Annotated in this window: 10 protein-coding genes; 4 read left to right on the top strand and 6 right to left on the bottom strand. The window is 75.0% G+C overall.

Annotated elements, in window-relative coordinates; translation table 11 throughout:
- Positions 1–88: 88 nt before the first annotated feature.
- Positions 89–2,446 carry a hypothetical protein gene (locus AB0A69_RS13990; RefSeq protein ID WP_361420043.1) on the top strand — a complete coding sequence of 786 codons (2,358 nt, stop codon included), beginning with the start codon at positions 89–91 and terminating at the stop codon, positions 2,444–2,446.
- Here the strand turns inward: AB0A69_RS13990 and AB0A69_RS13985 are convergent.
- From AB0A69_RS13985 to AB0A69_RS13965, 5 genes are all read right to left on the bottom strand, one after another.
- Positions 2,416–4,863, bottom strand: coding sequence for a right-handed parallel beta-helix repeat-containing protein (locus tag AB0A69_RS13985; protein ID WP_361420040.1), 2,448 nt, complete (start codon positions 4,861–4,863; stop codon positions 2,416–2,418). The genes AB0A69_RS13990 and AB0A69_RS13985 overlap by 31 nt on opposite strands.
- Positions 4,864–5,060: 197 nt before the next feature.
- A complete protein-coding gene (locus AB0A69_RS13980; protein ID WP_361420037.1) occupies positions 5,061–5,669 on the bottom strand; it encodes a hypothetical protein in 609 nt (202 codons plus the stop codon).
- Positions 5,670–5,797: 128 nt separating this feature from the next.
- Positions 5,798–6,631, bottom strand: coding sequence for an MOSC N-terminal beta barrel domain-containing protein (locus AB0A69_RS13975; RefSeq protein WP_361420034.1), 834 nt, complete (start codon positions 6,629–6,631; stop codon positions 5,798–5,800).
- A gap of 37 nt (positions 6,632–6,668) precedes the next feature.
- Positions 6,669–7,172: a DUF6643 family protein gene (locus tag AB0A69_RS13970; RefSeq protein ID WP_361420031.1), complete on the bottom strand. Its 504-nt coding sequence runs from the start codon at positions 7,170–7,172 to the stop codon at positions 6,669–6,671.
- Between the two features lie 272 nt (positions 7,173–7,444).
- Positions 7,445–8,632, bottom strand: coding sequence for a glycosyltransferase (locus AB0A69_RS13965; protein ID WP_361420028.1), 1,188 nt, complete (start codon positions 8,630–8,632; stop codon positions 7,445–7,447).
- Positions 8,633–8,690: 58 nt separating this feature from the next.
- Here AB0A69_RS13965 and AB0A69_RS13960 point away from each other — a divergent pair, with 58 nt between their 5' ends.
- Positions 8,691–9,476, top strand: a complete 786-nt coding sequence (locus AB0A69_RS13960; RefSeq protein WP_361420025.1) for an aspartate/glutamate racemase family protein — start codon at positions 8,691–8,693, stop codon at positions 9,474–9,476.
- An 80-nt stretch (positions 9,477–9,556) separates the two neighbouring features.
- Complete coding sequence (locus AB0A69_RS13955; RefSeq protein ID WP_361420022.1) at positions 9,557–10,147, top strand: hypothetical protein; 591 nt, start codon at positions 9,557–9,559, stop codon at positions 10,145–10,147.
- Here AB0A69_RS13955 and AB0A69_RS13950 read toward each other — a convergent pair.
- Positions 10,068–11,360 (bottom strand): O-antigen ligase family protein, encoded by a 1,293-nt coding sequence (locus AB0A69_RS13950; RefSeq protein ID WP_361420019.1) that lies wholly within the window; start codon positions 11,358–11,360, stop codon positions 10,068–10,070. The genes AB0A69_RS13955 and AB0A69_RS13950 overlap by 80 nt on opposite strands.
- A gap of 214 nt (positions 11,361–11,574) precedes the next feature.
- On the opposite strand from AB0A69_RS13950, the gene lnt reads away from it, so the two are divergent.
- A complete protein-coding gene (gene lnt / locus AB0A69_RS13945) occupies positions 11,575–13,182 on the top strand; it encodes an apolipoprotein N-acyltransferase (protein ID WP_361420016.1) in 1,608 nt (535 codons plus the stop codon).
- Positions 13,183–13,190: the final 8 nt, after the last annotated feature.

Below are 13,190 nucleotides of genomic sequence, written 5' to 3'. Positions count from 1 at the left end.
CCATCTCGCCCCGCCCCCCTCCGCCCCATCCCCCTCCGCCCCTTTCCATCCCGCCCACTCCGCCCCGCAGAGAGAGCGAGCCGCCGAAGTGCACCCAGCCACCACGGAGCCCGCCGGCCCCGGAGCCGCGCTCGAACTCCTCGTCCACGGCGTCGGCGGCACCACGCCCGAGGAGATGCTCGACGACCCCCGTACCGTACGGGTGACCGGAGACAACACCGCCGCCATCTTCCGCCGCACCGCCGACCGGGACGCCGAGAAGGAGCCCGAACGCTTCCGCCACGGCCCGGTCCAGGAGGCGTACTGCTGGTGCAACCTCACCTCCGGCAACGGATCGCGCGCCCTGTGGCTGCTGCTCCTGCCGTTCATGGTGGTCAACCTCGCGCACTGGATGCGCCCCCCGGCCGAAGGGCGGGCCGCCGCCGTCCGGCTCTACGGCGTGCTCGTACGGCTCGTCGCGCTCAGCCTCACCGTGCTGCTCACCGCCGCCGCCTGCGAGGTCGCGCTGGACCTGACGGCCTGGCAGTGCGCGGGCTCCGCCCGCTGCGCCGACGGACGGTCCTGGCTCGGCTTCCTCTCCGTCACGGGCGGCGGCTGGTGGTCGCAGCCCGGCCGCCGCCTCGCGCTCGCCGCACTGGTCCCCGCCGCGCTCGTCGGACTCCTGTGGTACCTGTCCAACCGCACCTGGAGCGCGTACGAAGCCCAACGCCCGCCCCGCGGCGAGCAGGACGGCGACGGCACGGCGGCCGACCGGCAGCCGCGCCCCGCCCTCGGCCGCCCCGGCTTCTGGTACGGACGCCGCCTCGTCGCCCGTCTGCGCGCCGCCCACACCGCCGCCGGGTTCCTCACCATCGCCGCCGCCGTCGGCGGCGCGGCGGCCCGCTACGACCGCGGCGCGGCGAGCACCACGCGCGAGGCGCTCGGCTGGGCCCTGGAAGGCGCCCTGCTGCTCGGCGCGGTGGTCGTGACATGGGTGGTGTGCCGCCGCGGGCGCAGTGAGAAGCGGCTGGACAACCGGCTCGACCGCGCCCTCGTCAGCTGGCTGCCCGGCTCCTCCCTCGCCCTGCTCGCCCTCGCGATGGCGTACGCCGCCTGGTCCCGCCCCGCCTGGCGCTCCGCGCGCACCCTCCCCGGAGACCTGGCCTTCAGCGTCATCACCCTCGCCCAGGGCGTCCTCGTCCTGGCCCTCGCCGCCGTCGCCCTGCGGCTCCACCGCCGCGCCCCGCACACGCGTACTGTCCTGTACGGGCTCGGCGGCCCCACCGTCGCCATGCTCGCGTGCGCGCTCGGCGGCGTGATGAGCGGCGGGATCGCGCAGCGCGTCGCCGACTGGCTCGACGGTCCCGCCACCCCCGGCACCGGAAAGGGCCCCATCGTGGGCCCGCCGGTGCTGCTCAGCTGGCAGGCCTCGGTCATCCCCGTGCTGCTGCTCCTGCTGCTGATCCCCGCGCTCGTCCTCGCCGTCCGCACCGCGCTCACCGCCCGCCGTCTCGGCCCCGTGGTGGAGGCGGAGTACGAGGGCGAGAAACCCGACCCCGTCCGTACCCGGCGCATCGCCGCCGTCCGCGCGGGGGCGGCGCTCACCGACTCGGCGCCCGGCATCGTCGGCATCCTCTCCGGTGCCACCCTGCTGCTCGGCGCGGTCGCCCTCGTCGGGTCGCGCGCGAGCGGAACGGTGCCCGGCAAGGCCTTCGCGGGGACGCACCCCCTCGTCGAGAGCGTGGCCGAGGCCGCGCAGGCGCTCGGCTCCTGGCTGATCGGGTTCGGCTTCATACTGTTCGTCACCTGGGGCCGGCGCGCCTATCGGGACGCCTCCGCGCGGCGCACCATCGGCATCCTGTGGGACGTCGGTACCTTCTGGCCGCGCGCCGCCCATCCGTTCGCGCCGCCCTGCTACGCCGAGCGGGCCGTCCCGGACCTGGCCTGGCGGATGTCGTCCTGGACCGGCCGCACCGGCGGGCGCCTGGTCATCTCCGGCCACTCCCAGGGCAGCGTGCTCGCGGCGGCGGCCGTCTGGCAGCTCCCGGCGGGGACCCGCCGCCGCGTCGCCCTGCTCACGTACGGATCCCCCCTGGAGCGGCTGTACGGACGGTGGTTCCCGGCCTACTTCGGTCCGGTCCCGCTGGCCGCCCTCCACCGCGAGGTGCACTGCTGGCGCAACCTGTGGCGCCGTACCGACCCGATCGGCGGCCCGGTGAAACTCCCCGCCGAGGGCGACAAGCCGGAGGTCGACCACAAGGCGCTGCGCGACCCGGTCGTGTACGGCCGCACCCCCGAACACCCGCTGCCCGAGCCGGTCCTGGGCCACGGCGACTACCGGGCGGACCCCGTCTTCGCCAAGGAGCGCGCCATCCTGCTCGACCGGCTCCCGCCCGCACTGCCGCTGCCCGTGCCGCAGCAGCGCGCGGACGAGGCTCAGGGCATGTCCGGGATGTCCTCCGGATAGAGCAGGGTCAGGTCGTCGGTGCTCGTCTCGGCGAGCGCCGCGACCCGGCCCGCGTGCCGCTCGACCATCGACTCGAACGTCTGCCGCGCGGTACGGCCGTTACCGAAGGCGGGTCCCTTCGGCAGCTCCGTGAAGTACTTCAGCAGCGCCTCACCCGTGCCCGCGCCCAGGCGGTACTCGTGCTCCTCGGCCTGCTGCCCGACGATCCGCACCAGCTCGTCGGGCTCGTAGTCCTGGAAGGTGATCGTCCGTGAGAACCGGGACGCCACTCCGGGGTTGACGGTGAGGAACCGCTCCATCTCGGCGGTGTACCCGGCCACGATCACCACGACCGCGTCCCGGTGGTCCTCCATCAGCTTCACCAGGGTGTCGATCGCCTCGCGCCCGAAGTCCCGCCCCGAGTCCTCGGGGGAGAGCGCGTACGCCTCGTCGATGAAGAGCACCCCGCCCCGCGCCCGGTCGAACGCCTCCTGGGTGCGGATCGCGGTGGAACCGATGTGCTCGCCCACCAGGTCCACCCGCGACACCTCGACGAGATGACCGCGCTCCAGCACCCCGAGGGAGGCCAGGATCTCGCCGTACAGGCGGGCGACCGTGGTCTTGCCCGTGCCGGGGGAGCCGGTGAAGACCAGATGGCGGCGTGCGGAGGCGGCCTTGAGCCCCGCCTCCTGCCGCTTCCTGCCGACCTCGATCATGTTGATGAGGGTGCGGACCTCCCGCTTGACGCTGTCGAGCCCCACCAGCGCGTCCAGTTCGCCGAGGACGTCCTGCGCGCCCCGTACGGGCGGGTCGGGCGTCACCGGGACGACCGCCGCCGCGACGGGGGCCGGGGCCCGTTCCGTAAGGGCGGGGAGCTGCGCCGGTACCGTGCCGAGCAGACCGCCCGCGGGCGCCTGCGCCGCCGTCCGCAGGGTGCCGTGCGCGGCGCCCTCCGGTGCCGTGCGGACGACGCCGCTCTCGTCGCTCGTGCACTCCTCCATGACGGGGCCGTCCTCGCCGGACTCGTACCCTCCGCGCGCACACCGCTCCGTACGGCACCGGCGCAGCGTCGTACGGCAGCCGTCCATGACGTGGAAGCCGTACCCTCCGCTGCCCGTCACCCGGCAGCCGTGGAAGGTGCCGCGGCCCTCCGCCGAGACGTAGAAACCCGCCTCGGCGGGGGAGGTGACCGTGCACCGCTCGACCGTCGGATCGGCGCCCTTGGTGACGATGACCCCGGTCTGCACGGCGTCGATGGTGCAGCCGCTGAGCGTGCCGCCGCTGCCGTGGTCCCGGAACCAGGCGCCGGTCGACGCCTCCCGGATGCGGCAGTCGTCCAGCTGCGCGATGGCGCCGTCGCTGACCGAGACCGCCGTGTTGCGCACCTGCGACAGGTCGCTGTCGACGACGTCCACGCGCGAGCCGCGGTCGAGGACGAAGAGGGCGTCCGGTACGTCGCGCACACGGCACCCGTCGAGGACGGCGGCCGCGCCGTCGGAGACCCACACCGCCGGGTAGTCGCCGGTGCTGTCGTGGATCTCGCACTGGTTGGCGTCCACGCGGGTGCCCGGGTCCCACACGGACAGGCCGTTGCGGCCGAACCGCCGCACCGTCGAGCGGGTCAGCGTCAGCACGGCGCGCGACCGGAGGTCGACGGCGTTCTCCGGGACGTCGTGGATGTCGCAGTCGGAGAGGGTGAGCGCGGCGTCCGTGTCCAGGGTGATGCCGTCGGCCGTGGTGCGGTGGACCGAGGAGTCCGTCAGGTGCGCGATGGCCCGCGCGGTCACCTGGACGCCGCTGCCCCTGATCTCGTACACCTCGCAGCCGATCGCCTCCAGGCCGCTGCCCTCTCCGGTCACGGACACGCCCGCGCCGGAGGCGTGGTGGATCCGGCACCGCTCCAGGCGCGGGTGTGCGCCGCCGCGTACCGAGACGCCCGCCTGCCCGGCCGCGACCACCTCGCACTCCTCGAACACGCCGCCCGCGCCGTCCAGTACGCCGATGCCGACGCCCGCCGGGTTGTCGACGGTGCAGCGCCGTACGGTGGGCCGCGCGGCGCCGCGCACCTCGACCCCCGAGGCCGAACGGGTCACGATCCGCAGGTCCGAGAGCTCCGGCGTACCGTCCTCGATGAGCAGGGCGGGCGCCGAGCTGTCCTGGCCCTCCACCTGGAGGTCCTGCACGGTCGCGGAGGCCCGTACGGTCAGCGGTACGCCGTCGGCCGGGGCGATCCGCACGGAGCCGGACGCGCCGTCGGCGCCGCGCAGGGTGACCGCGCGGCGCAGGACCAGGTTCTCCCGGTACGTACCGGGGGCGATGGTCAGGACGTCGCCGTCCGCGGCGGCCTCCAGGGCCGCGGCGAGGGAGGCGTACTCGCCCGTGCGGCGCCGCCACCGCGATGTGCCGGTGTGCGTCACCTGGACCGTGCCCTGTGCCATGGTGCTGCTGAGCCCCCCACCTCGTCGTGCGTCGCTGCGAAACGGTCGCACCACCGTAGCGCGCGTGGCGAGGGCGAGTTGACCGGTCGGGCGGCTCGGCGTCGCCCGCGCGGTGCCCGGCCGGGGCCCGGTCGCACTCGGCTGCGCTCGGCCGCTCCCGGCCGCTTGAGGTTCCCCTGGGCGGCTCTTCGTGCCCTTCAGCTGTCCGCGCCCGTCCTGCCCCAGTCCGGGCCCGTCCTGGCCCACTCCTGGTCCAGGCGCGCGTACCGCCGCCGCGTCAGCTGCCCGACGACGGCTCTGCGGGCCACTTCCACCAGGCCGGCGAACCCGACCGCGACACCGATGCCGGCCAGTACGGCGTGGTCGCGGACCGTGTCCGCGTCCATCGGTCGGTCCACCGGGCGGCCCCGGTCGTCGACCCAGATACGCAGGGTGTCGCCCGGCTCCACGGTGTGCCGGGCGGCCGTCACGATCCCGGTCCGTACCGTGCCGTCCTGCGCGGTCCAGCGCGCCGCCACCGGCTCGCGCAGCCGGTGCTCGGCGGATGCCTCCGGGGCGCGCGGTGACCCCTCGTACCCCCGGGCGGGGCCCATCACCTCGGCCGTGACCGGGTGGCGCTGTTCGTGTTGGATCCGCGCCGTCCGCTGGAGGGAGGCTTCGGTCGCCGCGCTGGAGGCCCAGCCCACGGCGGGAGCGACCAGACAGATCAGCAGCAGGGCGGCGAAGGCGGTCCACGCCTCCGCGAGATCGGTGGTCCGGCGCAGGGGGTTGTGCCGCCAGCGCCAGAGCCCGAGGACGGTGTGCAACGGGCCAGCACCCCCTTTCCGTGTCCGTCAACGCGCGTACGGACCTCCCGGGTTCCCGTGACACCACCGCCCATGCGCACCGTTCCGGCCTCTTCGGGCCGGCGCGGTCGCTGGCCCCGGCGTTGCCCCTAGCTGCGCTCCAGGATCTGCACCCGGTCCCCGGTACGGAGGGTGCCGGTGCTCTCCGGGACGAGGTTCTGACCGAAGACCATCCGCTTGCCGAAGAGGCGGTGCCGGGCGAGGGTGCGCAGCGGCTCCTTGCCGCGCTGTGCCGTGCGCTGGTCGGTGGTGGTCACGATGCAGCGGCCGCACGGCTTGGCGACGCGGAAGGAGACCTCGCCGATCGCGATCCGCGTCCAGTGGTCCTCGTCCCAGGCCTCGGTGCCGTCGACGACGACGTTCGGCCGGAAACGCTCCATGGGCAGAGGGCCCTCGTCCGGGTGGTCGCCTTGCGCGATGAGCGAGTTGAGGGCGTCCAGCGAGGCGGTGGTGGCGACCAGCAGGGGGTAGCCGTCGGCGAAGCTGACCGTCTCGCCGGGCAGCGCGTAGTCCGGGTCGATGGGGCGGCGGTGCGCGGGCTCGTCCATGTACGTCAGCCGCACCTCGTCGCCGAGGTAGCCGCCGAACCACGCGTCGGCGGTGGGGCCGGCCGGTACGGCCTCCACCTTCGTGCCGAAGACGTCCGTGGTGACCGTTCCCGCCGACCCGGACGGTATGGCGACGGTGAGCGGCTCGCACCCCGGGGCGGACAGCTGGAGCGCCCCGTCCGCGAGCCGCTCGGCCCGGGCCAACGCCAGCCGTGCGTGACGGCGTTGGGTGACCGCCTTCCCCGAGGTGTCGATCAGCATCCAGCGGCGGTCCCCGGCGAGCCCCCACGGCTCCACCACCGCCTCGGCGGGGGTGCAACCGCCGAGTGACTTGACCGGGTGGATGTGCAGGGAGCGCAGTACAGGAGTGGGCATGGCCTCATCCTGCCAGTCGCTCCGGGCGCCGGGTCGGTCAGTAGCCCCCGCCCTGGTAGGGGCGGTTGTACGGGTCGTCGTACGGAGCGGGCTGGACGGGCACCGGAGCGGGGCGCGGCGCCGCCGGGCGCATCGCCTCGTAGCCGGTGGCGACCGGCCGCGCGTACGGGGCGGCCTGCGGCGCGGGGTAGCCGCGCGGCGCCGTCGCCTGCTGGGGGATGTACGGCGCGGGCGCCTGGTGCAGCGGCGTGGGCTGCGGCGTCTGCGCCTGGACGGGCTGCGGGTACGGCTGCGACTGCGGTTGCGGGTAACCGTAGGAGCCGCCGTAGGAAGGACCGGGCTGGGAGGGGGCTGCCGGGAGGGCGGGCAGCGCCGAGGGAAGGGCCGGCAGGTGGCTGCTGCCGGTGTCGTACGCGGCGGGCACTCGGATCGGGGCGATCTGAGGCGTGCCCCGCTCTGCGACCAGGGAGTCGTAGATGGGGGTGTCCGGGAACGACGGCACGCCGTAGTAAGCGCCGCCGTAGGAACGGGGGGAGGTCATGGCACATAAGTTAAGCCCACGATGTGCTTACTGGGGAGCCCGGTAAGAGGGTTGTTTTACGTGTACTGAGCGCCCACCGGGACCCAATGCGATCGAACGTGGGGAAAAGGGGCGCCTGTTCTGGTAAAGCCCATGCTGAGCAGGGGTTTACCGGTGGCCCACCGCCCTTGGTTTCGTTGGTTGGTACATAAAACTCCCGGGGTAGTCCAGGGTTCGGGGCGGCGGACAGGGCGGAAACGGGGGAGTGCACGCGCGGGTGGGCATGTCCATGATTAGGCGCGCGAATGTCCCGTCCGCGGACGCGGATAGGTGCGGCCCTTCCAGGACGCCCCGCGCCCCCGGTAGTGCTGCACCGCCGAATCGACCGTCATACACAGATAGAGCAGCGCCGTGAACGGCAGCAGGAAGGCCGACCACAGCGACTGGCGGTAGTAGCGGAGCATCGGGATGTACGTACCCGTCATCACCGCCCACGCGCCGGCGCCCAGCAGCCCGGCCGCGGTGTCGCCCCCGAACAGCCCCGCGGCGAGCGCGGCGGGCGGCGCCGCGTACACCAGCAGCAGCCCGCCCACCGTGCCGGCCAGGAGCAGCGGGTTGTGCCGGAGCTGGGCGTACGCGCTGCGCGACACCATCCGCCACAGGCTGCCCAACCCCGGGTACGGGCGGATGCTGTCCACCCGTTCGGCGAGCCCCAGCCACAGCCGGCCGCCCGCCCTCCGCACCGCACGCGCCAGTGACACGTCGTCGATGACCGCGTGCCGGATCGACTCCGGCACACGCGCCCGGTCCGCCGTCTCCGTACGCAGCAGTACGCAGCCCCCCGCCGCGGCGGCCGTCCGCGCACCGTCCTTGTTGACCCGGCGGAAGGGATAGAGCTGCGCGAAGAAGTAGACGAACGCCGGCACCACCAGCCGCTCCCAGCCGCTCGCCACCCGCAGCCGGGCCATCTGTGAGACGAGGTCGACGGACTGCGTGGTGGCCGCGGCCACCAGCTCGCGGAGGCTGTCGGGCTCGTGCGCGATGTCCGCGTCCGTCAGCAGCAGGTACTCGGGCGCCGGCCACGCCTCGCTCGCGCGTGCCACCGCGATGCCGTGCCGCACGGCCCACAGCTTCCCGGTCCAGCCGGCCTCCGGCGGACCCGGTGACGCCACCGTCAGCGGCAGCCCCCCGTACCGTACGGACAGCGCGCGGGCGAGGTCGCCCGTACCGTCCTTGCTGCCGTCGTCGACGAGGACGATCCACGCGGGTCCCGGGTAGTCCTGGACCAGGAGCGAGGGCAGGCTCACCGGGAGCACCTCGGCCTCGTCCCGGGCCGGCACCACGACGGCGACGGACGGCCAGCGGGCGGGGTCCTCGCGGCGGGGCAGGCGCTGATCCGTCCGCCAGAAGAAGCCCTGCCCGAGCAACAGCCAGCCCCATGCCGCCAACGACCCCAGCGCGATCCACGCAATGGTGCTCATTCGTCGCAGTCTGCCCCACAACGACGGGAGCGCAAGGGCCGTCGGCTAGGGTGACCGGGTGAAGATCGCGCTCATGGACTCCGGAATCGGCCTGCTGCCGGCGGCGGCCGCCGTGCGTCGGCTGCGGCCGGACGCGGATCTGGTCCTCTCCTCGGACCCCGACGGGATGCCCTGGGGACCGCACACGCCGGACTACCTCATGGAGCACGCGCTCGCCGTCGCCCGGGCGGCCGCCGCGCACCGGCCGGACGCGCTCATCGTGGCCTGCAACACCGCCTCCGTGCACGCCCTGCCGGCGCTGCGCGCCGAGCTGGAGCCCGGGATCCCCGTCATCGGAACCGTCCCCGCCATCAAGCCCGCCGCGGCCGGCGGAGGCCCGGTGGCGATCTGGGCGACCCCCGCCACCACCGGCAGCCCCTATCAGCGCGGGCTCATCCGCGACTTCGCCGACTCCGTCGACGTCACGGAGGTGCCGTGCCCCGGGCTCGCCGACGCCGTGCAGCACGCCGACGAGGACGCCATCGACCGGGCCATCGCGGCGGCGGCCGCCCTCACGCCCGACGACGTAAGGGCCGTCGTCCTGGGCTGCACCCATTACGAACTGCTCGCCGAGCGCATCCGCGCCGCCGTCCAGCCGGCCGGCCTGCCGCCCGTCGCCCTGTACGGCTCCGCCGACGCGGTCGCCGCCCAGGCGCTGCGCCGGATCGGAGCCGACCCGGACCCGACCGCCACGCCCAGCACCTCCCTGGAGGTGCTGCTCAGCGGCCGCCCCTCCGAGCTGCCGGAGGCGGCGCTCACGTACGCCGAAGGCCGCGTACTGGCCGCCGTCACGCCCGCTCGCTGAGGCACCGCCGAGCCGCCCGGGGGCTCCGAGGGGCGCCCGTCGAGGGGCCGCGAACGCGGAACGTCAGTACGCTGCTACGCATGAGGGACCACCCCCGCAGCGAGCCGTCCCCTCCGACGGACCCGGTGTCCGAGGTCTGGACGGGGCGCGCGACCAACCGCGGCCAGTGGCTCCTCGCCGCCGCGGGCGCGGCCTGCGTGGCCCTCGGCGTCGAGCTGGCCGTCGAATCCCCGTGGACCTCGGGCGTCGCGGCCCTGCTGATGGCGGTGATCGGCTGTGTCGCGGCCGGCCTGCTGGTGCTCTTCGGGACGCTCGCCTTCGTCCACGTCGAGCTCACCGTCGACCACGAAGCCCTCGAAGTGCGCTGCGGCCACATGGGCCTGCCGCGCCGCCGCATCCCGCTGAAGCACGTGGTGTGCGCCGAATTCGCCCCGTCCGTCACCCCGCGCCAGTGGGGCGGCTGGGGCTACCGCTGGCGCCCGGAGAAGGGCACGGCCGTGGTGGTGCGCCGGGGCGAGGCGCTGGTCCTCACCCTGGGGGACGGACGCAGCTTCACGGTGACGGTCGACGACGCGGAGGGCGCGGTCCGCTTCATCCGCCGCCGCCTGCCCCTCCACCACCGGGAGAGCCGGCGTGAGAGCCGCCGCGAGGACCACCCTGAGAACCTCTGACGCTGGAGCCCCTCGGTACCGTCGCCGGGGCGTGCGCCGTCGCCAGGCCGGCCAGCAGGCCGGCGGCCGTCGTCACCGGGGTGAAGCTCAGCGCGCTGCCGACGGCCGCGAAGGCGGCCAGCGCCGTGAGCGCGGCGGCGGCGGACAGGGCGACCGGCGTCGGGCGGGGCGAGCGCCATAGGCCGTACAGCAGCCAGCCGCACAGCGCCGCCAGCAGGACCACGCCGACCAGCCCCTGCTCGGCCGCCTGCTGGAGCGGCGCGGAGTGCGGCTTGCCGTCCGAGCGCGGCGACTGCTGGGCCGTCGCGCTCAGAGCGCCGAAACGGCCCGGCCCCACCCCCAAGAGCGGATCCGTCCGGGCGACACCGACCGCGTCGCGCCACACCTGCGTCCGGTACGAGGTGAGCGGGCCCTCCACGGAGGCGGCCGGCCCTGCCGGAACGGCGCCGGCGGCCACCGCCCACGGCATCCCGGCGAGCAGCCCCGCGGCCACGGCCAGCGCCGCCAGCGCGGGCAGCCGCCTCCGTATCCGTACCGCCGCCAGCGAGCACAGCAGCACCAGCAGCCCCGCGACGCCTCCGGCCACCGACCCCAGCGCGAAGGCGGCGCAGGCCACCCCCAGGGCCAGCAGCCGCAGGACCAGGCGGGGTACCGGGCGCCGGGCCGCCGCGGCGGCGCAGCAGGCGAAGCCCACGGCCAGCGCCGTCAGCGCGGCGTACGCGCCGGTGCTCGCGGGCGGAACCGGGCCGACGGCCGTCGCGCCCGGCAGCGCGGGCCACGTCGCGAGGACCAGGCCCACGGCGCCCAGCGCCGCACCCGCGGCGGCGGCCACCGGCAGCAGCGCCCCGGCGATCCGGCCGCACGCATACCCCGCCGCGACGGCGAGCACCGCGAGCAGCACCCCCTCGGGGCGCGCGTCCCGCCCGGCCGCGCTGATCAGCGCCGCGGCGGCGCAGGCACCGAGCAGGGCGGCACCGACGACGTCCGAGCCCCTGCGGACCTCCGCGACCTGCTCGGACACGCCTCCGACCTGCTCGGACACGCTTCCTGGAGCGCCGTCCGCGACGTGCTCCGGAGCCGGGTCCGCGATACGTACCGGGACCACTCGCTTCGAGACGGCCCGCTTCGAGACCATCCGGTGCGCGGCGACCTGGTTCGAGGCCACCTGGTGCACGACCGTCCCCCGGTACCGGTCCGCGACCGGCTTCGACATGGCAAACATCCCCGTCAACCCCCCGAAAGTGACGGGCCCCCTGGTGAGAGGGGTCCGCTGCTCACCGTAGGGCACAGGGACCGAGATGTGGAGAGCCTGTGCAGAAACGATGAGGCAGGCGGTGAGAGGGACGGTGCGGGAGGCGGTGAGGTGGCGAGGGGGGCGGCCCGGACCGGTTTCCCGTCCCTCCGGGGCGCCGCCGTAGACTCCGCTCGTGAGCGCCACCATGACCCCCGTCGACGACGCACCTCCGCCCGCGGCCGCCGAGGAGCGGCGGAGCATCCGGCTCCTGCGGCGGCTGCCGAGAACCGGGGCGGCGGCGCTCTCCGGCGTCCTGCTGTACCTCAGCTTCCCGCCCCGCCCCCTGTGGTGGCTCGCCGTGCCCGGGTTCGCCCTGCTCGGATGGGCGCTGCGCGGCCGGCGCCTGAGGGCCGGCTTCGGTCTCGGCTACCTCGCCGGACTGGGCTTCCTCCTCCCGCTCCTGGTGTGGACGGGCGAGGAGGTCGGCGCTGCGCCCTGGCTCGCGCTCGTCGCCGTCGAATCGCTCTTCCTGGCGGCCGTCGGCCTGCTGACCGCCGCCGTCTCGCGGCTCCCCGCGTGGCCGGTGTTCGCCGCCGCCGTGTGGGTCCTGGGCGAGGCGGCACGCGCGCGCGTCCCCTTCGGCGGCTTCCCCTGGGGGAAGATCGCCTTCGGCCAGGCGGACGGCCTGTTCCTGCCGCTCGCCGCCGTCGGTGGTACGCCCGTCCTCGGCTTCGCCGTCGCCCTGTGCGGTTTCGGCCTCTACGAGGCGGCCCGCGCCCTGCGCGCCTACCGGAGCACCGGCGCCCTGCCGCGCGGTCCGCTCGCCGCGGCCATGCTCTCCGTACTCGTCCCCGTCACCTCGGCCCTCGCCGCGCAGCCGCTCGTCTCCGACGCGGCCGAGGACGGTACCGCGACCGTCGCCGCCGTGCAGGGCAACGTGCCGCGCCTGGGCCTGGACTTCAACGCCCAGCGCCGCCAGGTCCTCGACAACCACGTCCACCGCACCGAGCAGCTCGCCGCGGACGTCGCGGCCGGCAAGGCCGCCAAGCCGGACTTCGTCCTGTGGCCGGAGAACTCCTCCGACCTCGACCCGTACCGCAACGGCGACGCCCACGACGCGATCGACCGCGCCGCCAAGGCCATCGGCGTCCCCGTCGTCGTCGGCGCCGTCCTCACGCCCGAGACCGGGCCGCTGCGCAACACGCTCATCGCGTGGGACCCGCGGCGCGGCCCGGTCGACACGTACGACAAGAGGCATGTGCAGCCGTTCGGCGAGTACATCCCCATGCGGTCCTTCGTGCGGATCTTCAACAGCGACGTCGACCGCGTCAGCCGGGACTTCGGGCCGGGCCACGAGGTCGGTGTCTTCGACCTCGCGGGGACCCGGGTGGGGCTGGCGACCTGCTACGAGGCGGCGTTCGACTGGGCGGTACGGGACACCGTCACGCACGGCGCCCGGCTCATCAGCGTGCCCAGCAACAACGCCACCTTCGGGCGCAGCGAGATGACCTACCAGCAGCTCGCCATGTCGCGCGTACGGGCCGTCGAGCACAGCCGCGCGGTGGTCGTGCCCGTCACCAGCGGCGTCAGCGCGATCATCCGGCCGGACGGGACCATCGTCCGGGAGTCCCGGATGTTCACCCCGGACGCCCTGGTCGCCGAGGTGCCGCTGCGGTCCTCCCTGACCCCCGCCACCCGCCTCGGCACCCTCCCGGAGGCCGCCCTGGTGGCGATCGCCGCAGCCGGGCTCGGCTGGGCCGCCGCCCGGGCACGGCGTATCCGCCGTTCGGCCGCGGCCTGAGGCCCGGG

The sequence above is a fragment of the Streptomyces sp. NPDC045431 genome, assembly GCF_040646655.1.
In the GTDB taxonomy this organism is placed as follows: Bacteria; Actinomycetota; Actinomycetes; order Streptomycetales; family Streptomycetaceae; genus Streptomyces.
This window is presented reverse-complemented; position numbering and strand designations above follow the sequence as displayed.